Raw genomic sequence first — 24,937 nt, 5'->3', positions numbered from 1 at the left:
GACCCTCGGGATTGATACTGATAACCCGTTCAGCGTCTATATTTTGTCGGGATCGGTTCGGCACTGAAGAAACCTTGGCCCGGGCCCGAATCAGCCGGTGTCGCAGCAGTGACCTTCGTCCAACCCGGACATGAGGCCGACGACGGTAGACCGAGAACAGCGGAGTGGCGTGACGTGAAGCGGATAGGTGTGGTGGAGGACCACTCGTCGGTCGTCCTGGGACTCAAGGCCATGCTGGCCGACCATCCCGGATTGGTCGTGGCCGCAGCCACCCCGACGGTCACCGAACTACTCGCTCTGCATGCCGATTTGGATTTGGTTCTGCTGGATCTACGCCTGTCGGACGGATCCTCTCCCACCGCCAACGTCGAGGAACTCCGCGCGGCCGGATTGCAGGCGCTGGTGTTCACCGGCGCCGAGAACCCCTACCTGGTGCGCTTGGCCGCCAAAGCCGGTGTGCTGGGTGTGGTCAGGAAGACCGAATCGACCGAGGTCGTGGTGGCGGCGATCGCCGCAGCGGCCGACGGTCGCCAGGTCGTGACCACCGAGTGGGCCGCCGCCATCGACGCCGACCCCGGACTCCCCGATGTCGGCCTGAGTCCTCGCCAGCGCGACGTCCTGAGTCTGTACGCCTCGGGCGAGAAGGCAGATCGTGTCGCCCGACTGACCGGATTGACGCCGCACACCGTCAACGACTATCTGGCCCGGATCCGGGCCAAGTACGCCGATGCCGGCCGGCCGGCCGGAACCAAGATCGAGCTCTACAAGCGCGCCGTCGAAGACGGCCTGCTTCCGATGCCGGAGGCGCCGGAACCATGAGCTGCCAAACGCTTTTCCACTCCGGCAATCTCGGCGGTGGGGAGAACACCCTTCGTCTCGTTCGCATGTTCGCGCGCTTCATCAGCGTCGGCTATCTGGCCTACCTCGTCATCCTCCTGCCCGCGATCAGCATGTTGGCGCCCCGGATGGACTGGTGGTGGACGCCCGTCAACGTACTGCTCGTCTTCGGGTCCGGAATGCTGCCGGGGGCGTTGTCGTTTCGGTCGGACCCCCAACCCATGAAGTTCTTCAGCGGTGTTGCGGCCATCGCTTTTCTGATCGCGGCAGCAACCTGGCCGCTGGCGTGGAACGGCCCGCCCATCGAGGACGGCGACGGTGTCTGGCTGGCCTTCTTCCCTGGTGTCGCAAGCCTGGCCGCCGTCATCGTATGGCCACCGGTACTGGTGTTCTCGCATCTGGTGGTCGGGTGTACCGCGGTCCAACTGATCAACTTCTACGCCCGCGGTGACTCCTCGGCCTGGGTGTTGGCTCCGGAGATCATGTTCGCGATCATGTTCTGCACCCTGTTCGTGGGCGGTGGCGCGATGGCGATGCGGACCGGCCGCCTCCTCGATTCCACCACCGAGACAACATATGCCGCCGCTGCGATGGCGGCAGCCGGCCATGCCCGCACGGTCGAGCGCGAACGGTTCGACGCGTTGATCCACGACAGTGTGATGTCGACGTTCCTGGTCGCCTCCCGGGGTCAGCCCCCGGAGATCATCAGTGCGATGGCGGCGACCACACTCGAAGAACTGGACAACATCAGAACCGAATCGGCCCCAAACCAATACTTTTCGCCCGAACAGGCGACCACTCACCTCCGCGCGGCGTGTGTGGACGCCGACCACCAGGCCCTGTTCCGCGTTTCCGAGTATCCGGACAAGAAGGTGGCAGCCCTGCCCGCCGATGTGGTCCGCACGATGGGTTCGGCATTGTCGGAAGCGTTACGCAACAGCCAGATACATGCAGGGTCGGATACCACCCGCACCGTCGATGTCAACATCACCGACACCGGGCTCGGCGTGGTGGTGGCCGACGACGGCAGCGGTTTCGATCCGGCCGCCGTTGCCCCGCATCGCCTCGGTATCGCCGTCAGCATCCTGGGCCGGATGCGCAACCTTCCCGGCGGCACGGCGCACCTCGATACCCGGCCCGGCGCCGGCACGCGGGTGTACCTGGGATGGGAAAGCCGATGACGCTGACCCGGACCACAATCGACGACCCGAGGTCGGTCGGTGACGCGGGTTCACTCCTCGGACTGCACACCCCCGCCGCACGAATTCTCGTGGCGGCATACGTGATCACGTTCGCGGTGGTCAGCTGGTCGGATCCACCGGCAGGCGGCCTGTGGTACGAGTTCGCCGCATGGATTGTGGTCAGCATCGGCGCGATCAGTCTGATCTCCATCCCCGGGGATCCCCTGCCGGCGCCCGCAGCGGTGTGTCTCGCCGCTGTCGGCCCGATTGCCATCAACCTCAATCTCGTGACGACAGCACTACCCCTGGAAGGCCACCTACCGCTGTGGACGCTGGGGGCATCGACGGCCATCTACGCCTACATGGCCGTACGCGGACGTCCGCTGTGGGCGTGGATCGGGATGCTGGCGACACTGGTCAGCTGCATGGTGTGGACGGCGATGGCCGGCGAAGGTGCGCTGTACGGGCTCTCCATCTCGGTCATCAATCTCGCACCGCTGCTGATGGCCACGTTCTTTGCGTGGACCATCCGTCCGGCGGCCCGCAGCATCTTCGAACTGCGCCGGCAGGGGACGTTGCGGGTGGCGGCCGAGGCCGCCGGCAAGGCAATCCTCGAAGAGCGCGACGCCCGGCTCGCCCAACTCGACGAACTCGCCCGCCCTCTGCTGGAGCAGATGAAAGAATCCCGGCCGCTGACCGAAGACGAACGGCTCGCGGCCAAGCTGGTCGAGGCCCGACTCCGCGACTCGCTGCGCGCGCCTGCTCTCGACCGGCCCCCGATCCCGGCCGTGGCCCGGCAGGCCCGCTCCCGCGGCGTCGACGTGGTGCTCCTCGACGACCACGGCCTGGACACCGCGCCCCCTGAGGTCTGTACCGAGATCTGTCGCGCCATCACCGACGCCCTCATCCGCGCCGATACCGGAACCCTCACCATCCGGGTCCTCCCGCCGCACCGGGATGCCCTGGTCACGGTCCTGCACAGCACACCGGACGACACCACCAGGGTGGAGTACGGCCACAACGGCAAAGCGTTGGCACCCCGGCTGTGAATCGGACGCCTTAGACTTCCTGGGTGCATTTCTCTCGTTTTGTGGCCATCGGTGACAGCCAGACCGAAGGTATCGGTGACGGTGACGACGTCGCCGGCCACCGCGGATGGGCGGATCGCCTCGCCGAACAACTCGCGCTGACCAACCCCGACCTGCATTACGCGAACCTCGCGGTACGGGGACGCCGCACCCGCCAGATCCGCGATACGCAGCTCGAGCCCGCGATCGCACTGTCTCCCGACCTGATCGCCGCCCCGCTCGGGATGAACGATGTGTTGGCGAGTTCGACGCTCGACGACGTTCATCACGATCTCGACCACATCTACTCGCGGCTGGCCGCCACGTCGGCGACGGTGATCATCTCGACCTATCCGAACATGGCCAAGACGGTGCCGATCGCCAAACGCCTCGAACCCCGCCTGCTCGCATTGAACGAGATGATGCGCGGGTTCGCCGCCACCTATGACTTCATCCTGGTCGATCTCCACGAGGCACCGGTACTGGTCGACACCCGGTCCTGGTCACTCGATCGACTGCACGCCTCGCCGTTCGGGCACGAGCGGTTCGCCGCCGGCGCCGCCCACGCGCTCGGCCTGCCCGGCAGTGACCCGGAGTGGGGCGTCTCGCTCGCTCCTGCCGAGCCGATGACGTTGGCGCAAAAGACGATCCGTGAGGCACAGTGGGCACGGGCCTTCCTGGTGCCGTGGATGATCCGCCGACTGCGCGGCGTCTCGACGGGCGACGGGATGAGCGCCAAACGTCCCGAGCTGTCGCCGGTGATCCCACCGCCGCCGATCTGAAAAGAAAAACCGCGGCCCGGTTCCCCTTTCGGAGGAACCGGGCCGCGGCTTTGGCTTCAGACCACGCCGATCAGCGTGCTGCTCAGTACTTCTCGCCCTTGGCTGCCTTCTCGACAAGCGAGGCAGGCGGCTCGAAGTGGCTGCCGTACTTGCTCGCCAGATCGCGGGCGCGATCGACGAAGCCCTGCAGTCCACCCTCGTACTGGTTGATGTACTGGATCACGCCACCGGTCCACGCGGGGAAGCCGATGCCGAAGATCGAGCCGATGTTGGCGTCGGGCACCGACGTCAGGACACCCTCGTCGAAGCACTTGACGGTCTCGATGGCCTCGGCGAAGAGCATGCGCTCTTTCATGTCCTCGAACGGGATCTCGGTGCTGCCCGAGGAGAACGCCTCACGCAGACCGGGCCAGATCTGAACGCGCTTGCCGGCCTCGTCGTACTCGTAGAAGCCCTTGCCACCGGAGCGGCCCGGACGACCGAGCTCGTCGACCATCTTGTCCACCACCGCATTCGAGCCATGCTGGGGAACCGGCTTGCCCTCGGCTGCGAGTGCCTTCTCGGTCTCCTTGCGGATCTTCTGCGGCAGTGTGAGCGTGAGCTCGTCCATCAGCTGCAGTGGCGGTGCCGGGTAACCGGCCTGTGCGCCCGCCTGCTCGATGAACGCCGGCTCGACGCCTTCGCCGACGGCCGCGATGGCCTCGTTGATGAAGGTGCCGATGACCCGCGAGGTGAAGAAGCCGCGGCTGTCGTTGACCACGATCGGGGTCTTGCGGATCTGCAGGGTGTAGTCGATGACCTTGGCCAGGACCGCGTCAGAGGTCTTGGCGCCCTTGATGATCTCCACCAGCGGCATCTTGTCGACCGGCGAGAAGAAGTGGATGCCGATGAAGTCCTCGGACCGCTTGACACCCTCCGCCAGGATGGTGATCGGCAGCGTCGAGGTGTTCGAGCCGAGCACGGCGTCGGGTTCGACGATGTCCTCGATCTCACCGAAGACCTGCTTCTTGACCTCGACCGACTCGAATGCGGCCTCGATCACCAGGTCGACACCCTTGAAGTCGGCCGCGTCCACGGTCGGGGTGATCCGCGCCAGCAGGGCGTCGGACTTCTCCTTTGTGGTCTTGCCACGCGAGAGCGCCTTCTCCTCGAGCTTGACCGAGTAGGCCTTGCCCTTTTCGGCAGCTTCGATGTTGATGTCCTTGAGGACGACCTCGATACCGGCCTTGGCGGATACGTAGGCGATGGCCGCGCCCATCATTCCGGCGCCGATGACACCGACCTTCTTGGCGGTGAACTTCTCGTAGCCCTCGGGACGCGAACCGCCGCCGTTGATGTAGTTCAGGTCGAAGAAGAACGCCTTGATCATGTTCTGTGCGATCTGACCGGTCACCAGGGACACGAAGTAGCGGGTCTCGATCAGATCGGCGGAATCGACATCGACATACGCACCTTCGACGGCTGCGGCCATGATGGCGCGCGGCGCGGGCATCGGTGCGCCCTTGAGCTGCTGACGGAGCAGCGACGGGATGGCCGGAAGCAACTGCGCCAGAGCCGGACTCGTCGGTGCGCCACCGGGGATCTTGAAACCCTTCTTGTCCCACGGCTGTGCGGCTTCGGGATTGGCGGCGATCCAGGCCTTGGCGGCCGGGAGCAGTTCGTCGACGGAGGAGACGACCTCGTCGACCAGACCGGTGTCCTTGGCCTTGGTGGGGCTGAAACGGTTGCCCTGCAACAGAACATTCATCAGCGCGTTCTGGATACCGAGCAGACGCACGGTGCGGGTGACGCCACCGCCACCGGGCAGCAGGCCGAGGGTCACCTCGGGCAGGCCGATCTGGGTGCCCTTGACGTCGGCCGCGATGCGGTGATGGGCGTGCAGCGCGATCTCGAGGCCACCGCCGAGTGCAGCACCGTTGATGGCGGCGACAACCGGCTTGCCCAGGGTCTCGAGCCGGCGCAGTACGGCCTTGATGCCGTTCGCGTAGTCGGTGGTCTGCGTGGCGATCTCGACCTTGTCGATGCCACTCTTGTCCGAGGTCATGTCTTTGAGGTCGCCGCCGGCGAAGAAGGTCTTCTTCGCAGAAGTGATGACGACACCGGTGATGTTGTCTTTTTCGGCCTCGAGGCGATCGACGGTGGCCGCCATCGACGAAACGTAGAGGTCGTTCATCGTGTTCGCGCCCTGGTTGGGGTCGTCCATGGTGAGAACAACGACGCCGTCGCCGTCTTGCTCCCAGCGAATCATGTTGTCAGTCATAACTTTAAGGTTCTTTCGTGAAGGTTTGGAAGAAGCCTGTCAATACCAGCGTCAGCTGATTCAGATGCGCTCGATGATGGTCGCGACACCCATGCCGCCACCGATGCACAGGGTGACCAGGCCGTAGCGGCCGCCGGTGCGCTCGAGTTCGTCGAGGCAGGTGCCGAGGATCATCGCGCCGGTGGCACCGAGGGGGTGACCCATGGCGATCGCGCCGCCGTTGACGTTGACCTTCTCGTGCGGGATCTTCAGGTCCTTCATCCACTTCATGACCACGGATGCGAACGCTTCGTTGAGCTCGAAGACGTCGATGTCGTCGGTGGTCAGGCCGGCCTTCTTGAGGACGAGTTCGGTGGCCGGGGTGGGTCCGGTGAGCATGATCGTGGGGTCGCTGCCGGTCTGAGCGGTGGCGACGACGCGAGCACGCGGAACCATCCCGGCCTTCTTGCCCGCGGCCTCACTGCCGACCAGGACCAGGGCTGCCCCGTCGACGATGCCCGACGAGTTGCCGCCGGTGTGAACGTGATCGATCTTCTCGACGTTGACATACTTCTGTCGCGCGACGTCGTCGAAGCCACCCATGGCGGCCAGACCCGCGAAAGCGGCCTTCAGCTGGCCGAGGCTCTCGACGGTGCTGCCGGGACGGCGGTGCTCGTCGTGATCGAGCAGGGTGACGCCATTGATGTCCTTGACCGGGACAACCGACTTCGCGAAGTAGCCGGCCGACCAGGCGGCCTCGGCGCGGCGCTGCGACTCGGCGGCGTAGGCGTCGACGTCTTCCCGCGAGAAGCCCTCGAGGGTGGCGATCAGGTCGGCACCGATGCCCTGCGGGGCGATATAGAGGTCGAAGACGGTGGTGGGGTCGGTGAACATCGCGCCGCCGTCACTGCCCATCGGCACGCGGGACATCGACTCGACACCACCGGCGATGACCAGGTCATCCCAGCCCGAGGCGACCTTCTGGGCAGCGAGGTTGGTGGCTTCCAGGCCGGAGGCGCAGAAGCGGTTGACCTGGGTTCCGGGGACGGTCTCGGGGAGTCCGGCAACGAGTGCTGCGGTACGCGGGAGCACGGCGCCCTGCTCGCCGACCGGCGACACGATGCCCAGGACGACATCGTTGATGTCGGCGGGGTCCATGTCGGGGAAGCGAACCTTGAGTTCGTTGATCAGGCCGACCACGAGGTCGACGGGCTTCACGGTGTGCAGCGAGCCCTTCCGCTGCTTGCCACGAGGCGTACGAATGGCCTCGTAGATGTATGCATCAGTCACGCTGGGGGTTCCTTTCAAAGAATGAACTGCGCTGTTCGTCGCGCCCGCCCGAAACAATCACAAGGCTAACGCGCTGTAACTTAGTTGACCATACCCCGAGTACAAACATGCATTCAAGGGTGTGCCCATGCGCTAGGGTTGATTCACAATGTCTGCAAACCCCGATGTCGGATCAGGCCGGACCGCGAGCCGCACTCGTCGCCCCGCCGACCGCAAACGCCAACTGGTCGACCGCGCGGCCGAGCTGTTCCTCGCGCGCGGGTACGCCCATGTGTCGGTGACCGACATCGCCAAGGCGGCCGGCGTGACCGGACCCTCCATCTACCGCCATTTCGCGGACAAACAAGCCATTCTCTTCGCCGCGGTGATGGCCGGTGTCGAAGAGATCGAGAGCTGCACCGACACCGCGCTCTCCCCGGCCGTCGATGGGGAGGTCCCCATCGACAAGGCCATCGAGAAGCTCTGTGTTCTCGGTGTCACCAACCCGAATGCCGCGGCGCTGTGGCGCTGGTCGTCGGCCCACCTGTCGCCCGAGCAGAACGACGAGGTGGCCCGGCGGACCCACAAGGTCCTGCACCGGTGGTCCGGCGCGGTCTTCTCGCATCGAACCGACCTGTCCGCCCGCGACATCGACCAGCTCGCCTGGACAATCCTCAGCGTGAACGGCAGCGTGTCGGTCCACCGCACCCGCATCTCCACCGCGCGTGCGGTGGCCCGACTGGTTGCACTGGTCGACCGCGTCGTCGAACTGAGTCCGGGCCTGGCCCGGCCCATCGAACCCCTGCCGAGGGCACTGGCCGAGCCTTCCGGCCGACGGGACGAAATCCTCGACGCCGCCGCGGCGCTGTTCGCCCACCGCGGTTTCGCCGCCGTCGGTGTCGACGAGATCGGCGAGGCGGTCGGGATCTCCGGACCCAGTGTCTACAACCATTTCTCGAGCAAGCAGGCCATCCTGATCGGGATCAGCCAGCGCAGCGCCAACCGACTCGAGGCCAGCGCGATCGCCGCCTATTCGGTGGCCCAGGACCCGACCACACTGCTCGGCCTCCTGATCGACTCCTACGTCCAGGTGCTCACCGCAACACCCGATCTGTCCGTGTCCTTCAACAGCCGAAGTGTGCTCGAGAGCTTCGACAATGGTGATCTGATCACCTATCAGCGCCGGTACGTGGCACGCTGGGTCAACCTGGTCGAACAGATCGAGACCGACCTTCCCACCCCGGAGGCCGCAGTGACCGTGCACGCAGCACTGACCATCGCCAATGACGCCATGCGCTTGCGGCGCAACTGGACTCGTCCCGAGATGCCGGCGCTGCTGGCCTACCTGATGAAGGGCGTCCTCGGGTTGCCGCAGACCCCGGTGGCCGCGGTTCGATCCGCGTCATGACCCCGCCGCCGGATATCGCGGGCCGCGCCGGGATCACCGCCGAATCGATCGAAACGCATCTACTCGGTGGTGAGCGGCTCTTCACACTCGAGGACATGTCCGCAGCCCTGAACATCTCGGAAGAGCACGCCCGCCGCGTCTGGACCGCATTCGGTTTCACGATCGACAACAGCGACGACCGGCTCTTCACTGCCGATGATGTGCAGGCCCTGCAACTGATCCACGCCGTCGACGCGGATCGACCGCTCGAGTTCGAGGTGGCGATGGCCCGCGCCCTCGGCCAGACCATGTCACGCCTGACCGACTGGGAGGCACACAACATCGCCGAGCGGATCCGGTCCGACACCGAATCCGGCAGGGAGAGCCTCGATCTGGCAACGATGGTGAAAGCGGTACAGCGGGTGCAGACGCTCGTCTGGCGGCGGCATCTGGCCTCGGCGCTGCAGAACGCCCTGGCCACCACCGACGGGGTGAACCGCACCCTCACGATCGGATTCGTCGACATCGTCGGATACACGAGCCTCTCGCGCCAGCTCGACATGACCGAACTCGACAATCTGCTCGACCGCTTCGAGACGAACGCCTACGAAACGATCACCCTGCGCGGTGGTCACGTGGTGAAGACCATCGGTGACGCGGTCATGTTCGAGGTCGAGGACCCGATCATCGCCGCCGAGATCGGCCTTGCCCTGCAACTGCTTTCCGCTGAGCACGATCTTCCGCCACTCCGGGTCGGGATGGCGCTGGGCACCGTTCTCACCCGCCTCGGCGACATCTTCGGAGAACCCGTCAACATCGCCTCCCGGCTGACCAGTGCAGCTCGCCCCGGCACCATCCTGGTCGACACCACACTGGCATCGGCCGCCCAGCACGAACGTTACTTCTTCAAATCCATCGGACCACTGAATGTCCGTGGCTACAAACGACTTCGGGCCCGCACCCTGGAACTGAACAAGAAGCTGGAACCGAAAGACAGACCCACCACCTGACCGCCGAGCGTGCCGATATCACCGTCGAGCGTGCCCAACCGACTGTCGAGCGTGCCAAAATCGGTTGTGCACGTGCAACTTCGGCACGGTCAACGGTGATTTCGGCACGGTCGACGGCGTGGGTCAGAACTGCAACTCGGGTGTGCGGCAGATGAGCAGACGCCGGACCTTGCCTTCGTCGTCGACCTGCGCCGACGCGTTGAAGGACGCTTCGAACCCGCCGTCGCGCACCGTCCGCCCGAGGACCAGTTCCACCTGTCCCACAACGGAACCCGCATCGATGTGATGGATCAGGACGCTCTTCTCCCGCTGGGCCAGGTAGGCGATCAGACCGGCGTGGTCGCCGACGAACTCCGCGGCCTGGCCACCACCTTTGGAGAACTGCACCGACATCTCGAAGTCCTCGGTGACCATGGTCAGCACCCGGTCGGGGTCGTCCGAATCCATGTATTCGAACCACTGGGCGAGTATCGGGGTGGCGACGGCGGTGTCGGTCATGGGTCAGGCTCCTTCGACAGTCAGAACAGCGGACGGCAACAGCGAGAACTCGGCATCGAACGACACCTGATAGCGGTCGACCAGTCCGTCGGCGCCGAGATGCATCACACCGACGAAGAATCCGGTTGTCACGCCGTCGTCGGTGACCGCACCGTGGGCGAATTGCAGGTCATCTGCGACGGCAACCCGCTGGACCACGTGTTTGCGTTCCACCGGCGGACGCCCCTGCAGATATCCGAGCATGACCGCGCGACCCCGGTCGTGCTTGATACCGGTGGGCAAGACCATGGCGAACTCGACGTCGTCGGCCAGCATCGCGACAGCATCCTCGAGGCGACCGCTGTCGACGGTGGCGTAGTACTTCTCGATCTCGATACTCATGAAATGAACTTAGTTCGGTTAACCCTTCCTTGTCGAGAGCATGCCGCGTTACTGTGACAACAAAACGAACTGAACTCACATCAATTGGAGCGACATGTCCACATCCACAGCCATCGAGGCACCCTGGCCTCGCTCTGAGCCCTCCACGCTGACCCCCGGAACCGAGCAGGCCGAGCTACGGGACGCGATCCGCGGCCTGTTCGGCAAACACAGCAGCATCGAGCAGGTGCGCGCCGCAGCCGACTCCCCCCTCGGCTATTCGTCCACCCTGTGGCAGCAACTGGTCGACGACATGTCGGTGACCGCACTGGCGGTACCCGAAGCGCGCGGCGGACTGGGCTACGGCATGGTCGAACTCGGGATCATCCTCGAAGAATGTGGCCGCAGCCTGGTCTGCGAGCCGGTCTACACCTCCGCCGCCGTGGGTGTGGCCGCACTGCTGTCGGCCACCACCGACAACGCTGCATCCGAACTGCTCGACAACGTCCTCGCCGGCACCTCGATCGCGACGGTCAGCTCCCTGACGGCCCAGACCGACGACGTCCGGGCCCACGAGAACGGCAACACCTGGACACTGTCCGGCACAGCGACGCATGTGCTCGGCGGCGCCGGCGCCGATGTGATCATTCTGTCCGCCGACACCACCGCGGGCCGCCGACTGTTCGCCACCACCTCGGGCGAACACCTGTCTGCATCCGGTCGCGAGGTCATCGACCCGACCCGGCGACTGGCCGATCTCACACTGCGCGAGTCTCCGGCGATCCCACTGACCACCGCCGCCGATCATGATCAGATCCGCACCCGGCTGCAGGACCTCGCGACGCTCGCGCTCGCCTGCGAGAACACCGGCATCGTCGACGCACTGCTGGAAATGACGGTCGCGTATGTCCAGACCCGACACCAGTTCGGACGACCCATCGGGTCGTTCCAAGCCGTCAAACACCGATTGGCCGACGTCCTGCGCGAGCTCGAACGTGCCCGCTCGGCCTGCCGCTACGCCGCCGCGGTCTACGACGCGGACCCGGCCGGCGCCCGCCTGGCCATCGCGGTGGCCGGGGCGGTCTGCACCGATGCCGCCATCGGTGCGGCCGCAGAAGCCGTCCAGCTCCATGGCGGTGTCGGCTTCACGTGGGAGCACCCCGCCCACTCCTATTTCCGTCGGGCGATGGGAAACGAAGCACTACAAGGAGATTCGCGCGCCCACCGGGCCCGGATCGCCAACCTGATCGGAATCTGAACCCAGTTCAGGTTGGGTATTGACGCCACGCATCTCCGTGGTCAATACTGAAGTGAATCCAGTTCAACTTTGAAGGTCGACAGAAAGGCTCAATCATGATCGAGACTGATCACATCCTGTTGGAGAAAGACGGCGAAGTTGCCCGCGTGTGGCTGAACCGCCCGCACAAGAAGAACGCGGTCACCGTGGAACTGCTGCATCGTCTCGACGAGATCATCGTCGAGGTCGACAACGATCCGAACCTCAAGGTTCTGGTCCTGCGCGGCGTCAACAACACCTTCTGCTCGGGCTTCGACCTCGATGAGCTACTGTCCGACTTCATCGGCAGCACGACCGCGATGGACGTCGCCGTGCTCTCGGCGAAGGTCTGTGACCGCCTCTACTCGATGAACACCCCCTCGGTGGCAGTCCTCGAGGGCTACGTCACCGCAGGCGGCTTCGAGCTGATGATCTCGTGTGACTTCGCAATCGCATCTGACGACGCCAAGATCGGTGACTTCCACATCCGTCGCGCACTGTTCGGTGGCGCCGGCCCGATCTACCGCCTGCCCCGCATGATCGGCATCCGCAAGACCAAGGAGCTCATGCTCACCGGCAAGCTGCTCTCGGGTCAGGAAGCCTCCGCTTTCGACCTGATCAACGATTCGGCACCGGCCGATCAGCTCGACCAGCGCGTCGAGGATTTCATCGCGACTCTGACCGACAAGAGCCCGTTCATGATGAAGCTCACCAAGATGTGCATCGACCGGGGCCTCGACGCCGACATCCAGTCGCTGATGGTCATGGAACACCTCGCTGTGGGCAACGCCCTGCAGTCCGAAGACGGCAAGGAAGGCGTCACCGCATTCCTCGAAAAGCGCGAGCCCAAGTGGGTCGGTCGCTGATCTTCCGTCAGATCTTCAACCCGAAGGGATAGACATGGACGAGGCGTCGACGTCGTCGGAAACCTCCACCGCCGCGGTACTCCGCGGCAGCAAATGCTCCACCTGTGGCACCGTCGGATTCCCGGCGAGCACGATGTGCAGCAGATGCGTGACCCCGACCGCAGATCCACTGGATCTGAGCACCGAGGGTGTGGTGTGGGCGTACACGATCCAGCGCTTCCCTCCCAAGTCGCCGCCGTATGTCCCACCTGCAGAGGGATTCACACCTTTCGCAGTGGGCTACGTCGAACTCCCTGAAGGCATCAAGGTCGAGGCAATCCTCGACTGTGATGATTTCACCGAACTGGACCGGGCTCCGGTGAGCTTGATCGCAAGCTCACCGGTGCCCCGGTTCGCGGTCGGACGCTTCACCACGCAAGGAGCTTCCCAGTGACACAGCCTGTTTCCATCGTCGGAGCCGGACTCTCCAAGTTCGGACGCCAGCCCGGTGTCACCGGACGCGACATGGCCGTCACCGCGATCAATCGCGCGCTCGCCGATGCCGGACTGACCTGGCCCGATGTGCAGGTCGCGTTCGGCGGCAGCGACGGATCCGGCCTCGCCGACACCCTCGTCGCCGAATTGGGCTTCACCGGAATCCCTTTCACCAACGTCAAGAACGGCTGCGCCACCGGTGGCAGCGCACTGTTCTCCGCGGTCAACGCCGTGCGGGCCGGCGCCGCCGACATCGCACTCGCGGTCGGCTTCGACAAACACCCCCGCGGCGCGTTCGACCCACGCCCCGAAGAGTGGGGTCTGCCGGAGAGTTATGGCGATGCCGGCCTCATGGTCACCACCCAGTTCTTCGGCGCCAAGATCTCGCGTTATATGCGGAAGTACGACATCTCCGCGGACACCCTGGCCCGGGTGGCCGAAAAGGCCTACCGCAACGGAACTCTCAACCCCAACGCCTGGCGCCGGGAACCGATGTCCGCCGAGACCATCGCCAATGCCGACATGGTCAACGATCCGTTGACGCGCTACATGTTCTGTTCTCCCGGCGAGGGCGCGGCCGCCATCGTCGTCGCGAGCGCCGAGGCCCTCGCCCGGATCGACCGCACACCGGTACATCTGCGGGCGATCACGCACCGCACCAGGAGATTCGGATCGTTCGAGGTCTTCAGCCCCGCGGTCCAGGGCACCGGGGAACCGACCAGCGTCAGCGCCGATGCCGCCAAGGCCGCATTTGAGCAGGCCGGGCTGACCCCGGCGGACGTCGACGTCGCCCAGTTGCAGGACACCGAGAGCGGTGCCGAGATCATGCACATGGCCGAATGCGGTTTCTGTGAACCCGGCGAGCAGGAAGCACTGATCGCAGCCGGCGCAACCGAGATCGGTGGTCGGATACCGATCAACACCGATGGCGGATGTATCGCCAACGGCGAGCCGATCGGGGCATCCGGCCTACGGCAGGTCCATGAAATCGTCACCCAGCTCCGCGGAGAGGCAGGCGCCCGTCAGGTGCCGGGTACTCCCCGAGTCGGCTTCACCCACGTGTACGGCGCTCCCGGTATCAGCGCCTGCACCGTTCTGACCGTTTGACAAGACCCCCAGGCGCAGAAGGTAATCCAGTGACAGCACAAACCCTCCCCGACCTCGCCACCTTCACCGACGAAGCCGTCGCGTGGCTGCAGAGCGTGGCATCGACCCGCACCGAAACGGTCTGGGGAACCGGCTCCGACTCCGTGGCCGTCTTCGAGAACTGGACCGCCGCGCAGGAGCGCGAACACACCGACAAGATCTCGGCCTACGAGAAGCTCAAGTACGACGCCGGGTGGGGCGCCTTGAACTGGCCTGCCGAGTACGGCGGCCGCGATCTCCCGCTGTCCTACGTCCTGGCCTTCCGTCGCGCGGAAGAGTCCTTCGACATCCCCCGTCGCACCGAGATGTTCTCGGTGACACAGCAGTTGGTCGCGCCGACGATTGCACAGTGGGGCACCGAAGATCAGAAGGAACGCTACGTGCGGGCGATGCTGCGCACCGATCTCATCGCGTGCCAGCTGTTCTCCGAGACCGAAGCCGGTTCCGACCTCGCCGCCGTCCGCACCAAAGCTGTTCAGAACGAGAACGGTTCGTGGCAGATCGACGGCCACAAGGTCTGGACCTCGGGCGCACCGGTGTCCGACTTCGGTGTCGCGGTTTGCCGTACCGATCCGACCGTCGCCAAGCATGCCGGCCTCACCGTCTTCCTGGTCCCGATGGATGCCGAGGGTGTCACCATCCGACCGATCCGGCAGATGACCGGCGGCAGCTCATTCAACGAGGTGTACCTCGAGGGCGTTGTCCTCGACGACACCTACCGGCTCGGCCCGGTCGGAAAGGGCTGGCAGGTCGCCCTCACCGTCCTGGCGGCCGAACGTCTCGACGGCGGCAACCTCGGGCTGGCCAACGCCGATCAGGCTGTGGCACTGGCCCAGAACCTGGGACGTCAACTGACCGAGATCGAGCGCGACAAGGTCGCCGACCTGGTGACCCGGAGCTACCTGCAGCGCGTGAGCAACATGCGCGTGGCCGGCGCGGTGGTCGCCGGCAACGACCCCGGCCCGGAGGCCTCACTCGGAAAGCTACTTGCCACCGACACGATGGCCCGGACCTCCGAGGTCGCCCGCATGCTGCTCGGTCGGGACCTCGCCTCCGACTCCGGCCGATGGGGCACATACGCCTGGAGTGAGCACGTACTCGGTGCCCCCGGCTACAAGATCGCCGGTGGCACCGACGAGATCCAGCACAACATCATCGCCGAGCGGGTGCTCGGCCTACCGAGGGAGCCGCGACCATGACATCCCCAGAAACAGGGACGGGACAGCATCTGAAATCCAGAGTCGCACAGCGGCTGCAGTCCGACTGCGGACTGACGATGGTCGATTTCCAGGTGTTGCCCGGCGGACACTCCGGGCTGACCTATCGCGTCAGCACCTCCGGCCCCGACGTGGTGATCAAGGCGGTTCCCGAAGGTCAGCGTTCGATCGGGCGCCATGACATGCTGCGCCAGGCCACAATCCTGAAGGCGCTGGAGGACACGGATGTCCCCGTACCCCGCATCGTCACGGTCGACGAGACCGAACCGGCCTGGTTCGCGATGGAGTTCGTCGCAGGCGAATCACTCGAACCGGTGCTCGACGATCCGGCGGTGGAACCCGAACTCGCCGCCGCCCGCATGCGCCGCGCTGCTGAAGTACTCCCTCTCCTGCACGCGGTCGACCTCGCAACGATACCCGGACTGGCCGAACCACTCTCCCCCGCAGACGAACTGGCACGCTGGGCGCGGACCTTGGGCGCAGTCCCACCGGAGCTCGTGGTCGGCGGTGCCGAGCTGCTCGCGTTGCTCGAAGCCGATATCCCCGAGCCCATCACACCCACCCTCGTGCACGGCGACTACCGCCTCGGCAACATCATGTCGCAGGGACTCGAACCGGTCGCCCTGATCGACTGGGAGATCTGGAGTGCCGGCGATCCGCGCGTCGAATTGGGCTGGTTCCTGGTCTTCGCCGACGGCAGCAACTTCCCCGAGGTGGGACGAGAGGTCCCCGGTCTGCCCAGCGAAGACGAGCTGATGTCGCTCTACACCGGAGGATCCTCGGATCTGCCGGATCAGAACTGGTTCAACGCCCTTGGCCGGCTGAAGATGGCCGCGATCATGGGCCACAACCTGCGCCGCCATCGCGAGGGACGCCACCACGACCCCGACCAAGAGAAACTCCCGGCCACGATCAACAGACTGATCGAGACCGGCACCGCCCTGCTGCGCCGGTAGGCGCACACCCCCAAACCACAGGAGTCACCGTGGATTTCGCCTATTCCGCCCGCACCGAGGAACTCAAAGACAAGCTCGAATCCTTCATGGCCGAGCACGTCTACCCCGCCGAGAAGGTGTACGACGAGCAGATCGCGGCCAACGAGAACCCGCACGAGCAACCGCAGATCATGCGCGACCTGCAGGCCATCGCCCGCGAACAGGGACTGTGGAACCTGTTCATGTGCCACGACAACCTGGGAGCCGGACTCACCAACCTCGAATACGCACCCCTGGCCGAGATCGTCGGACGCTCCATCATCGGCAACGAGACCATCAACTGTTCGGCCCCCGACACCGGCAACATGGAGATCCTGGCCATGTTCGGCACCGAGGAGCAGAAAGCGCAGTGGCTCAAGCCGTTGCTGGACTGCAGCATCCGTTCGGCATTTGCGATGACAGAGCCGTTTGTCGCGAGCTCGGATGCCACCAACATCACCTCGACCATCACCCGTGACGGCGACGAGTACATCCTGAACGGCCGTAAGTGGTACACCTCCGGCGTCATGGACCCGGACTGCAAGCTCATCATCTTCATGGGAAAGTCCGATCCCGAAGGTCCGACGTACCGCCAGCAGAGCATGATCCTGGTGCCCGCCGACGCCCCCGGCATCGAAGTCCTGCGCGATCTGCCGATGTTCGGATTCAAGGATCGCCTCGGACACGGCGAGGTCCAGTTCACCGATGTCCGGGTGCCGGCCGGCAACATGCTCGGTGCCGAGGGTGATGGTTTCGCCATCGCCCAGGGACGACTCGGACCCGGCCGGATGCACTACGCCATGCGGGCGATCGGTATGGCCGAACGCGCGTTGGACATGATGTGCAAACGGTCGTTGGAGCGCATCGCCTTTGGCGGGCCGCTGTCAGATCAGGGCGTCGTCCGCGAGTGGATTGCGCGCAGCCGCATCGAGATCGACCAGATCCGTCTGCTCGTCCTCAAGTCCGCGTGGTTGATGGACACCAAGGGCAATGCGTCGGCCCGCTCAGAGGTCGCGGCGATCAAGGTCTCCGCCATGGAGGTGGCGCACAACGTGGTCAACCGCGCCGTGCAGACGTACGGTGCCGCCGGCGTCAGCGACGACACCATCCTCGCCCGCCTGCATGCCATCACCCGTGCGCTGCAGATCGCAGACGGCCCCAACGAAGTTCACCTGCGGACCATCGCACGCCTGGAAGTGAAGAAGCACAAATGAGCACATCGGACCTGACCGGCAAGGTCGCCCTGGTCACCGGCGCCAGCCGCGGTCTGGGACTTGCCATCGCCAAGGGCCTCCTCGAGGCCGGGGCCACCGTGATCGTGTCCAGCCGCAAGATCGAGGCCTGCGAAGCAGCCGTTGCCTCACTCGCCGACAGCGGGCCGGGCACCGCACATCCCTTCGCCCTGCACGTGGGCAGGTGGGAGAGCATCGAGCCGGCGGTCGATCAGATCATCGAGCAGTTCGGCAGCCTCGATATCCTCGTCAACAACGCCGGTATCGCGCCGCTGGCCGAGAACCTCGTCTCGGTCACCGAAGGGCTGTGGGACAAGACGATCGAGGTCAATCTCAAGGGTCCGTTCCGACTGATGGCCGTGGCCGGTGAGCGCATGGTCAAGGCCGGTGGCGGATCGATCATCAACATCTCGAGCATCGGCGCCGAACGCCCCAGTCCTCCCGAGGCCATGTACGCCGCGGCCAAGAACGGTCTCAATGCCCTGACCCGGGCGTTCGCGCAGGAGTACGGCCCCACCGTGCGGGTGAACTGCGTGATGCCAGGCGGTTTCGCCACCGACATGGCCGAGAACTGGGATGACGAGTTCATCGGAAAGATCGTCGATCGCCTGCCCGCCGGCCGACTGGGGTTGCCGGTGGAGATCGCCGGCATGGTGACCCATCTGGCCTCTGACGCAGCCGGTTACACGACCGGAGCCATCATCCCCGTCGATGGTGGCCGAACCGCGGTCTACTGATGCCGACGTCGAACTGTGAAGCACGGGAGAAGTGATGACTGACAACACCTCTGGATCGGACTCGACGCTGTCCTCGATGTTCGGGCTGTCCGGTCGCGCCGCGATCGTCACCGGCGCCTCGTCCGGACTCGGACTCGGTTTCGCCCGGACACTCGCGGGCGCCGGTGCGACGGTGTATGCCGCGGCCCGCCGGCTCGACCGGCTCAACGCACTGGCCGACGAGGTACCCGGCATCGTCCCGGTCCGCTGCGACGTCACCGACGACAACGACCGCAGGGCCCTCGTCGATGAGGCCTACAACAACTCCGGTCGCCTCGACATCCTGGTGAACAATGCGGGTATGCCCGGACCACCGAATGCCGAAGACGAAACGGCCGACGGGTTCAACTCAATCCTCGAGGTCAACCTCGTCGCGGGTTTTCATCTCGCGACGTACGCGTCCACCCGCCTGTCGGAGGGCGAAACGGCCTCGTACATCAACATCTCGTCGGTGATCGGGCTGGTGTCCACCGCTCCGATCGGCGGCGCCAGCTATGCCGCGTCGAAGGCGGGCACTCTCGGACTCACCCGCGAACTCGCAGGGCAATGGGGTCGTCGGGGTATCCGCGTCAATGCGGTCGTGCCCGGCTGGTTTGATACCGAGATGACCGATGGCCTGTTCAGCAACGACAAGTCCGCCGGCTGGGTCCGTCGCAACACCATGCTCGGTCGAGGCGGTACCGACGGTGAGATCAACGGCGCCGTGCTCTTCCTGGCCTCGGACGCCTCCTCGTACATGACCGGGCAGACCCTGATCGTCGACGGCGGCTGGACCGCCCGCTGATGTTGGCCGTTCAGCTCACCGAATGGGGCCGACCGCCGGTGGTCCGTGAGATCGACGACCCGGCACCGACCGGTGAACAACTCCTGATCAAGGTCGGGGCGGCCGGATTGTGCCGCTCCGACCTCAGTGTCATGGATTCCCCCACCGACCGCTTCGATTACCCGCTTCCGCTGACGCTCGGACACGAGGTGGCCGGGACCGTCGTCGACACCGGACCGGACGGCGACCACACCCTGCTCGGCAAAGACGTCGTCGTACACGGCATCTGGTCCTGCCGGGCCTGCCGCAACTGCCGGCGCGGGCGGCAGAACTATTGCCTCGACCTCGCGCCCCGTCCGGACGGTCGGCTTTCCCCGATCGGCAACGGCCTCGGTCGCCCCGGCGGGCTCGCAGAACTCATGCTGGTCCCTTCCGCCGATGTACTCGTCCCCACCGGACCCCTGCCCACGCAACAGGCCGCGCCCCTGGCCGACGCCGGGCTGACCGCCTACCACGCAATTCGCACGCACAGGGATCTGATCGACAGCGAGACCGTTGCCGTGGTTGTCGGAATCGGTGGACTCGGTCACCTGGCGGTGCAGATCCTGCGGGCGTTCGGGGTCCGGCACATCACCGCGGTCGACAATCGTGCCCAAGCTCATGACCTGGCAATCGAATTGGGCGCCCGGACCTGCCACGTGAGCCTCGACGACGCCGCCGCCGACATCATCGCACTGGGCGGCGCCGACGTGATCTTCGACTTCGTCGGCGCGCCGGCCACCATCGGCCCGGCACCGGCACTGCTCGGCCCGGGCGGACGGATTGTCGTCGTCGGCACCGCCGGTGGTCGGCTGGCCGTCGGCAAAGACCTTGGTATGCCCAGCGGTTGGCAGATCAATGCCCCGTTCTGGGGGACGACCGCAGATCTGCGTGAGGTGGTCTCGTTGGCACAGGCGGGCACCCTGCACTCCGAGGTGACGAGCTTCGGTTTCGCAGACATCCCCGAGGCCTACCGACAACTACGTTCCGGCGCCTTCGCCGGCCGAGGAGTTCTGGTCCCCGGGCTCTGAGCTCCCCCTGCACGCGACACAAGACAGCAACCCGAAAGAGACAGCGCAGTGAAAAAACTTGCACAGGAAATGGTCGCCAGGGCCCAGACCGATCCGGAATCCATCGCCGTCATCGACGAACACGGCAGCCACAGCCTCAAGACGGTGGTCGACGCTGCTCGTGAACTGGCCGACCGCATCGCCGCCATCGACGAGGCGCCGCCGACCGCACTCATCCAGGCCGACAACACCTGGCAGACCCTGGCCACCGCGCTGGCCGTCGGGATGCGGGGCGGTCTGGTCGCCGTCTTCAGCCCGCACGCAACCGAATCCGAGTTCGACCTGGCCCTGGAAGACATCGCACCCGACATCGTTGTCGGCGACCCGGCATCGCTGGCTCATTGGGGCGTGGACACCGAGCGGTTCAGCAACTCGGTACAGGCCTTCGACACCCGTCTGCTGCGTTCGGGCGCAAACGGTTTCGGGGACATCGACCGTTGGCAGGGAGGCACCGCAATCGCGATGACCTCTGGTTCGACCGGGCGACCCAAATGTGTTGTGCAGTCAGAAGATGCCATCCGTTACGCCTGTCAGAGCACGATCGACACCGTCGGACTGCGGTCAGGCGAGGCCATCGGCGCGTTTGTCCCACTGTCATCGGTGGCGGCTTTCTGCTTCGGCATGTACCTACCGGCGTATCTCGGCGGTTCCCTTGTCACGATCGGGAAGTGGTCACCCGCCGCAGCGGTCGACGCGATGGAAAAACACCGTGTCGCCTGGACGATGCTGGTCCCGACCATGGCACTGCAACTGTCGGTGACCGAGGGTTCGCAGGGCCGGCTCTCGAACATGCGGGCGCTGACCGTGGGCGGCGGACCCATGAACGAGCGCGCCCTCGAAAACGCCGAGACCACACTGGGAACGGTGTTCCTGCGGGTCTTCGGGATGTCGGAATGCCTGGGTCACACCACCCCTGCGCTCGATGATCCCCCAGCGATCCGACTCGGACGCGACGGCCGCCCGTTTCCCGGCACCACGGTGCGGGCCGTCGACACCACCGGTGTCCCGGTGCCCGCCGGCGAGATCGGTGACGCCCAGGTCAAGGGGCCGTCCATGTTCATCGGTTACGCCCGCGGCGGCAGCCCGGTTGCACCCGCGCTGACTCCCGACGGATTCCTGCCCACCGGCGACCTGGTCGAGGTCGGCGACGACGGCACCATCGCGGTGATGGGCCGCCAGAAACAGATCATCATCCGCGGTGGCCGCAACATCGACATCAACGAGATGGAGTCGGCCATCGCCGGACTACCCGGTGTCGTCCAGGTATGTGTGGTCCCGGTCCCCGACGACATGCTCGGCGAGCGCGGGGCCGCACTGGTGGTCACCCAGGGCGAGCAACTCACCCTGGAATCCGCGACGCAGCAGCTCGCGGCCGCCGACTTCCCGAAGTTCAAGTGGCCCGAATACCTCTTCACGGTCGACGATTTGCCCCAGAACCGCGTGGGCAAGCTGTCGCGACCGGATGCGGTGAGTCTGGCCACCGGTCTCGCATCAAAAATTGACCCTAATTCACCTCAGTGAGAGGTAGAGTCAGAAGACACGTGTACATGCCAGACCCCAGGGGGCCCAATGACCACTGATACCGAGGTTCGTCGCGAGAGTCCGCGATCCAAACGAACCCTGATCCTATCGGTGGCGATCGACCAGTTCGGCAAAGTCGGCTACGAACACACCAAATGGGCGTCGATTGCCGACGAAGTAGGTATCGGCCAGACCGCGCTCTACCACTACTTCGAGTCCAAAGCGCACTGCCTGCTGACGATCATGCGCCTCGAGTTGGCCGAGTCGGCCGAACGGTTCACCGCCGCCACCGCAGGCGTGACCGATCCGGTGGAGGCACTGCGCGCGGCGGTTGCGGCATCGCTGGAGGCATCCCCCACCGAGGCCTCCCAGCGCCGAATCCTGCAGAACCACATGGATCTGCTCGCCACCGAGCGCCAGTCCGTCAAAGAAGAGGACGAACGCCTCCGATCGCGTGAACTCGTCGGCAAGATCGAGCACGATTGGACCGAGCTGATCGCCCGGGGCATCAAGTCCGGGGACTTCGTCGATTCAGACCCACATCTGTTGGGCCGCCTCGTGCTCGCCCTGGTCATCAGCATCTGGCGCTGGTATCGGCCCGGCGGCAAGATCACGCTCGACGAGATCACCACGTTGGTCACCGAGGCCGCCGTCCGGGTCGTCAGTAAGTAATCACACCTTCGCTCGGCGCCGTTCTTCGGTCGGCCGAGCGTAATGAACTGAATTCACTTAGGAGATTCGATGTACAACTTGATCCTCATCGCAGCGCGACCGACCGACTGGACGCATGAGCAGTTCATGACGTGGTGGCGGGGCGAACACGCTGAGGTCACCTATCCACTGCCGGGGTTGCTGCGCTGGCAGCACACCGAGCTGCTCGAATCGTTCGGTGGCCGCTCGGAAGGCTGGGATGGCCTGTCCGTCTTGAGCTTTGAATCGCGAGAAGCCCTCGAAACCGCCCTTGCGAGTCCACAGTGGCAGGCCGCCGTCGACCACGTCGGCACCATGGGTGGTCGACGGATGATGTGGTACGGCGACGAGAAGACGATGGTCCCACTCGCCACCGGCGCGGAATGACCGCCGGAGCATGAGCGCCGGTTGGGCCGAGGCCGGGTGCACACAGGTCACCGATGGCGTGCACCGCATTCCGCTGCAGATGCCGCAGGACGGGTTGCGGGCGATCAATGTGTACGCCCTGGAGACCAGCAACGGGATCGCCCTGATCGACGGTGGCTGGCACCGGCCTTCGACCCACGATGAGCTCTCCGCCGCACTCGCCCGGATCGGGCGCACACCGGCGGACATCCACGACGTCTACGTCACCCATGTGCACCGCGATCACTACACCTTTGCCGTAGAACTGCGCCGCCGCCATGGATCTCGGGTTCATCTGGGTCGCGCAGAGGCACCCGGTATCGAGGCGATCGCCCGGCTGGGCAGCAACGTCCCGGAGAGTTCGATCCGCGAGTTGCACCGAGCCGGTGACACGGCCATCGCCGAGCAGGCCTACCGCAGTTCGATCGACGAACCGTTTTTCGCCGGCGATTGGGAACTGCCGGACAACTGGCTCTCCCCCGGGCCGATCGACATCCCCGGACATTCCATCGTTGCGGTGCACACTCCCGGACACACTAAGGGCCACCTGATCTTTCACGACATCGATCGAGGTCTCTGTTACACCGGAGACCACGTTCTGCCGACCATCACGCCGTCCATCGGCTTCGAACTCGGCGACTGGGAACTCCCTCTGGGCCGGTATCTGCAGTCGCTGACAATGCTCCTCGACCACCCCGAGAGCACCATGGCGCCCGCGCACGGACCGGTCGGCGGCGACGTACACGCCCGCTGCCTGGAACTGCTGGCCCATCATGATCGCCGACTCGAGCAGACCCGCAGTGCCGTAATCGAATTGGGTCCGAGCACTGGCCTTCGGGTCGCCCGGGCACTGACCTGGACGCGTCGCGACCGCAGATTCGCCGAGCTGGATTCGTTCAATCAGATGGTCGCCACGTGCGAGACCCTCGCCCATCTCGACGTACTGGTCGACCGCGATCTGCTGACGGTGACCACCGACAACGGTGTGGATCTCTTCAGCGGTTCCTGATTCTCACCATAGTCATCCCCTACAGCGATGCCCGAGGGAAATATTCCCTCGGGCATCACCATTCGGGACGATTGTGGTGAGGTCAGTCAGCGGTCCAGCCGCCGTCGACGTACATTTCCGAACCGGTCACGAAGGTCGAGTCGTCGCCGGCCAGGAATGCCACCATCGCAGCCACCTCCGACGCCCGGCCCAGCCGCCCCATCGGGGTGTGGGCGACCATCGACCGGTACCGATCGCTGCCCGCGTAGCGATCCAGCAGGGGCTGCGTCTCGATGAACCCGGGGTGCAGGGAGTTTACCCGCACCCCTTTTGTGGCCCAGTGCAACGCAGCGTTTTTCGTCATCGTCCGCACAGCCCCCTTGGCGGCCGCATAGGCGAAGCTGTTGCCCAGTCCGCCGACGCTACCGAGAATCGAGCAGATGTTGACGATCGAGCCGCCACCGCTCTGCTCGATGGCCGCGCCGGCATGCTTCATCCCCAGCCAGGTACCGGTCTGGCTGACCGCGATGACCCGGTTGTATCGCTCGAGGTCCTCATCGACCACGGTTTCCAGGCTGCCGATGGCGCCGTTGTTCACCAGGGCGTCGATGCGCCCGTATCGCCCGCGGACGGATTCGACGACGCTCTGCCACTGCGATTCCTGGGTGATGTCGAGAGCGAGGGGCTGGTGCCGATCGGGTTGCTCCTGAGAAGCAACCAGCGCCGCGCATGCCTGTCCGTCCACATCGGTGACCGCCACATGGGCGCCCTCCGCGGCCAGTCGGGCGACGATCTCGATGCCGATCCCGCCGGTGGCCCCCGTCACGAGGACGACCTTGTCGAGCAGTCGGGTATTCATCGAAGTCATGG

Annotated in this window: 25 protein-coding genes; 20 read left to right on the top strand and 5 right to left on the bottom strand. The window is 65.3% G+C overall.

The window, feature by feature from the left end; all coding sequences use genetic code 11:
* Window positions 1-174: 174 nt before the first annotated feature.
* Genes AC51GR_RS00210 through AC51GR_RS00195 form a run of 4 tightly spaced genes read left to right on the top strand, consistent with a single transcriptional unit; the run spans window position 175 to window position 3,867 of the window.
* The gene (locus AC51GR_RS00210; RefSeq protein WP_496322615.1) at window positions 175-819 is read left to right on the top strand and encodes a helix-turn-helix transcriptional regulator; all 645 of its coding nucleotides are present in this window, start codon (window positions 175-177) and stop codon (window positions 817-819) included.
* Window positions 816-2,018: a sensor histidine kinase gene (locus AC51GR_RS00205; RefSeq protein WP_496322614.1), complete on the top strand. Its 1,203-nt coding sequence runs from the start codon at window positions 816-818 to the stop codon at window positions 2,016-2,018. The genes AC51GR_RS00210 and AC51GR_RS00205 overlap by 4 nt, the downstream gene beginning before the upstream one ends.
* Window positions 2,003-3,067, top strand: coding sequence for a DUF8320 family protein (locus tag AC51GR_RS00200; RefSeq protein WP_496322613.1), 1,065 nt, complete (start codon window positions 2,003-2,005; stop codon window positions 3,065-3,067). Before AC51GR_RS00205 ends, AC51GR_RS00200 begins: the two co-directional genes overlap by 16 nt.
* A gap of 23 nt (window positions 3,068-3,090) precedes the next feature.
* A complete protein-coding gene (locus AC51GR_RS00195) occupies window positions 3,091-3,867 on the top strand; it encodes an SGNH/GDSL hydrolase family protein (RefSeq protein ID WP_496322612.1) in 777 nt (258 codons plus the stop codon).
* A gap of 82 nt (window positions 3,868-3,949) precedes the next feature.
* Here the strand turns inward: AC51GR_RS00195 and AC51GR_RS00190 are convergent, their stop codons facing one another.
* Window positions 3,950-6,127 carry a 3-hydroxyacyl-CoA dehydrogenase NAD-binding domain-containing protein gene (locus AC51GR_RS00190; RefSeq protein WP_496322611.1) on the bottom strand — a complete coding sequence of 726 codons (2,178 nt, stop codon included), beginning with the start codon at window positions 6,125-6,127 and terminating at the stop codon, window positions 3,950-3,952.
* A gap of 60 nt (window positions 6,128-6,187) precedes the next feature.
* The gene (locus AC51GR_RS00185; protein ID WP_496322610.1) at window positions 6,188-7,396 is read right to left on the bottom strand and encodes an acetyl-CoA C-acetyltransferase; all 1,209 of its coding nucleotides are present in this window, start codon (window positions 7,394-7,396) and stop codon (window positions 6,188-6,190) included.
* A gap of 148 nt (window positions 7,397-7,544) precedes the next feature.
* Here AC51GR_RS00185 and AC51GR_RS00180 point away from each other — a divergent pair, with 148 nt between their 5' ends.
* Entirely contained in the window at window positions 7,545-8,783 is a 1,239-nt protein-coding gene (locus tag AC51GR_RS00180; protein ID WP_496322609.1) for a TetR/AcrR family transcriptional regulator, read from the top strand.
* A complete protein-coding gene (locus AC51GR_RS00175; RefSeq protein WP_496322608.1) occupies window positions 8,780-9,772 on the top strand; it encodes an adenylate/guanylate cyclase domain-containing protein in 993 nt (330 codons plus the stop codon). The genes AC51GR_RS00180 and AC51GR_RS00175 overlap by 4 nt, the downstream gene beginning before the upstream one ends.
* A gap of 123 nt (window positions 9,773-9,895) precedes the next feature.
* On the opposite strand, the gene AC51GR_RS00170 is transcribed toward AC51GR_RS00175, so the two are convergent.
* A complete protein-coding gene (locus AC51GR_RS00170) occupies window positions 9,896-10,270 on the bottom strand; it encodes a hypothetical protein (RefSeq protein ID WP_496322607.1) in 375 nt (124 codons plus the stop codon).
* A 3-nt stretch (window positions 10,271-10,273) separates the two neighbouring features.
* Window positions 10,274-10,651, bottom strand: coding sequence for a nuclear transport factor 2 family protein (locus tag AC51GR_RS00165; protein WP_496322606.1), 378 nt, complete (start codon window positions 10,649-10,651; stop codon window positions 10,274-10,276).
* A gap of 94 nt (window positions 10,652-10,745) precedes the next feature.
* On the opposite strand from AC51GR_RS00165, the gene AC51GR_RS00160 reads away from it, so the two are divergent.
* From AC51GR_RS00160 to AC51GR_RS00095, 14 genes are all read left to right on the top strand, one after another.
* Entirely contained in the window at window positions 10,746-11,888 is a 1,143-nt protein-coding gene (locus AC51GR_RS00160) for an acyl-CoA dehydrogenase family protein (protein ID WP_496322605.1), read from the top strand.
* A gap of 95 nt (window positions 11,889-11,983) precedes the next feature.
* A complete protein-coding gene (locus AC51GR_RS00155; RefSeq protein ID WP_496322604.1) occupies window positions 11,984-12,772 on the top strand; it encodes an enoyl-CoA hydratase/isomerase family protein in 789 nt (262 codons plus the stop codon).
* 34 nt (window positions 12,773-12,806) lie between these two features.
* Window positions 12,807-13,205: a Zn-ribbon domain-containing OB-fold protein gene (locus AC51GR_RS00150; RefSeq protein WP_496322603.1), complete on the top strand. Its 399-nt coding sequence runs from the start codon at window positions 12,807-12,809 to the stop codon at window positions 13,203-13,205.
* On the top strand, window positions 13,202-14,353 hold the full coding sequence (locus AC51GR_RS00145) for a thiolase family protein (RefSeq protein WP_496322602.1): 1,152 nt from the start codon (window positions 13,202-13,204) through the stop codon (window positions 14,351-14,353). Before AC51GR_RS00150 ends, AC51GR_RS00145 begins: the two co-directional genes overlap by 4 nt.
* A 29-nt stretch (window positions 14,354-14,382) precedes the next feature.
* Window positions 14,383-15,591, top strand: coding sequence for an acyl-CoA dehydrogenase family protein (locus AC51GR_RS00140; protein ID WP_496322601.1), 1,209 nt, complete (start codon window positions 14,383-14,385; stop codon window positions 15,589-15,591).
* A complete protein-coding gene (locus AC51GR_RS00135; RefSeq protein WP_496322600.1) occupies window positions 15,588-16,565 on the top strand; it encodes a phosphotransferase family protein in 978 nt (325 codons plus the stop codon). The genes AC51GR_RS00140 and AC51GR_RS00135 overlap by 4 nt, the downstream gene beginning before the upstream one ends.
* Before the next feature lie 29 nt (window positions 16,566-16,594).
* Entirely contained in the window at window positions 16,595-17,797 is a 1,203-nt protein-coding gene (locus tag AC51GR_RS00130; protein ID WP_496322599.1) for an acyl-CoA dehydrogenase family protein, read from the top strand.
* Window positions 17,794-18,552, top strand: coding sequence for an SDR family NAD(P)-dependent oxidoreductase (locus AC51GR_RS00125; protein WP_496322598.1), 759 nt, complete (start codon window positions 17,794-17,796; stop codon window positions 18,550-18,552). Before AC51GR_RS00130 ends, AC51GR_RS00125 begins: the two co-directional genes overlap by 4 nt.
* A gap of 34 nt (window positions 18,553-18,586) precedes the next feature.
* Window positions 18,587-19,375 carry an SDR family NAD(P)-dependent oxidoreductase gene (locus tag AC51GR_RS00120; RefSeq protein WP_496322597.1) on the top strand — a complete coding sequence of 263 codons (789 nt, stop codon included), beginning with the start codon at window positions 18,587-18,589 and terminating at the stop codon, window positions 19,373-19,375.
* On the top strand, window positions 19,375-20,424 hold the full coding sequence (locus tag AC51GR_RS00115) for an NAD(P)-dependent alcohol dehydrogenase (protein ID WP_496322596.1): 1,050 nt from the start codon (window positions 19,375-19,377) through the stop codon (window positions 20,422-20,424). The genes AC51GR_RS00120 and AC51GR_RS00115 overlap by 1 nt, the downstream gene beginning before the upstream one ends.
* Before the next feature lie 48 nt (window positions 20,425-20,472).
* Window positions 20,473-21,984, top strand: coding sequence for a class I adenylate-forming enzyme family protein (locus tag AC51GR_RS00110; RefSeq protein WP_496322595.1), 1,512 nt, complete (start codon window positions 20,473-20,475; stop codon window positions 21,982-21,984).
* Between the two features lie 48 nt (window positions 21,985-22,032).
* Window positions 22,033-22,656 carry a TetR/AcrR family transcriptional regulator gene (locus AC51GR_RS00105; RefSeq protein ID WP_496322594.1) on the top strand — a complete coding sequence of 208 codons (624 nt, stop codon included), beginning with the start codon at window positions 22,033-22,035 and terminating at the stop codon, window positions 22,654-22,656.
* 69 nt (window positions 22,657-22,725) lie between these two features.
* Window positions 22,726-23,061 carry an EthD family reductase gene (locus AC51GR_RS00100; protein ID WP_496322593.1) on the top strand — a complete coding sequence of 112 codons (336 nt, stop codon included), beginning with the start codon at window positions 22,726-22,728 and terminating at the stop codon, window positions 23,059-23,061.
* 10 nt (window positions 23,062-23,071) lie between these two features.
* Entirely contained in the window at window positions 23,072-24,088 is a 1,017-nt protein-coding gene (locus AC51GR_RS00095) for an MBL fold metallo-hydrolase (protein ID WP_496322592.1), read from the top strand.
* An 82-nt stretch (window positions 24,089-24,170) separates the two neighbouring features.
* Here AC51GR_RS00095 and AC51GR_RS00090 read toward each other — a convergent pair whose 3' ends face one another.
* The gene (locus AC51GR_RS00090; protein ID WP_496322591.1) at window positions 24,171-24,935 is read right to left on the bottom strand and encodes an SDR family NAD(P)-dependent oxidoreductase; all 765 of its coding nucleotides are present in this window, start codon (window positions 24,933-24,935) and stop codon (window positions 24,171-24,173) included.
* Window positions 24,936-24,937 lie beyond the last annotated feature (2 nt).

Source organism: Williamsia sp. z71 (assembly GCF_059553375.1).
The sequence above is the reverse complement of the archived record's forward strand: the minus strand, read 5'-3'. Positions and strand labels throughout refer to the sequence as shown.

Bases quoted from the DNA above. Each gene is read 5' to 3' on its own strand.
- AC51GR_RS00180 (WP_496322609.1), top strand. From the start codon at position 7,545: ATGTCTGCAAACCCCGATGTCGGATCAGGCCGGACCGCGAGCCGCACT.
- AC51GR_RS00095 (WP_496322592.1), top strand. From the start codon at position 23,072: ATGAGCGCCGGTTGGGCCGAGGCCGGGTGCACACAGGTCACCGATGGC.
- AC51GR_RS00205 (WP_496322614.1), top strand. From the start codon at position 816: ATGAGCTGCCAAACGCTTTTCCACTCCGGCAATCTCGGCGGTGGGGAG.
- AC51GR_RS00150 (WP_496322603.1), top strand. From the start codon at position 12,807: ATGGACGAGGCGTCGACGTCGTCGGAAACCTCCACCGCCGCGGTACTC.
- AC51GR_RS00115 (WP_496322596.1), top strand. From the start codon at position 19,375: ATGTTGGCCGTTCAGCTCACCGAATGGGGCCGACCGCCGGTGGTCCGT.
- AC51GR_RS00100 (WP_496322593.1), top strand. From the start codon at position 22,726: ATGTACAACTTGATCCTCATCGCAGCGCGACCGACCGACTGGACGCAT.
- AC51GR_RS00175 (WP_496322608.1), top strand. From the start codon at position 8,780: ATGACCCCGCCGCCGGATATCGCGGGCCGCGCCGGGATCACCGCCGAA.
- AC51GR_RS00090 (WP_496322591.1), bottom strand. From the start codon at position 24,935: ATGACTTCGATGAATACCCGACTGCTCGACAAGGTCGTCCTCGTGACG.
- AC51GR_RS00165 (WP_496322606.1), bottom strand. From the start codon at position 10,651: ATGAGTATCGAGATCGAGAAGTACTACGCCACCGTCGACAGCGGTCGC.
- AC51GR_RS00200 (WP_496322613.1), top strand. From the start codon at position 2,003: ATGGGAAAGCCGATGACGCTGACCCGGACCACAATCGACGACCCGAGG.
- AC51GR_RS00190 (WP_496322611.1), bottom strand. From the start codon at position 6,127: ATGACTGACAACATGATTCGCTGGGAGCAAGACGGCGACGGCGTCGTT.
- AC51GR_RS00170 (WP_496322607.1), bottom strand. From the start codon at position 10,270: ATGACCGACACCGCCGTCGCCACCCCGATACTCGCCCAGTGGTTCGAA.
- AC51GR_RS00155 (WP_496322604.1), top strand. From the start codon at position 11,984: ATGATCGAGACTGATCACATCCTGTTGGAGAAAGACGGCGAAGTTGCC.
- AC51GR_RS00160 (WP_496322605.1), top strand. From the start codon at position 10,746: ATGTCCACATCCACAGCCATCGAGGCACCCTGGCCTCGCTCTGAGCCC.
- AC51GR_RS00120 (WP_496322597.1), top strand. From the start codon at position 18,587: ATGACTGACAACACCTCTGGATCGGACTCGACGCTGTCCTCGATGTTC.
- AC51GR_RS00135 (WP_496322600.1), top strand. From the start codon at position 15,588: ATGACATCCCCAGAAACAGGGACGGGACAGCATCTGAAATCCAGAGTC.
- AC51GR_RS00105 (WP_496322594.1), top strand. From the start codon at position 22,033: ATGACCACTGATACCGAGGTTCGTCGCGAGAGTCCGCGATCCAAACGA.
- AC51GR_RS00125 (WP_496322598.1), top strand. From the start codon at position 17,794: ATGAGCACATCGGACCTGACCGGCAAGGTCGCCCTGGTCACCGGCGCC.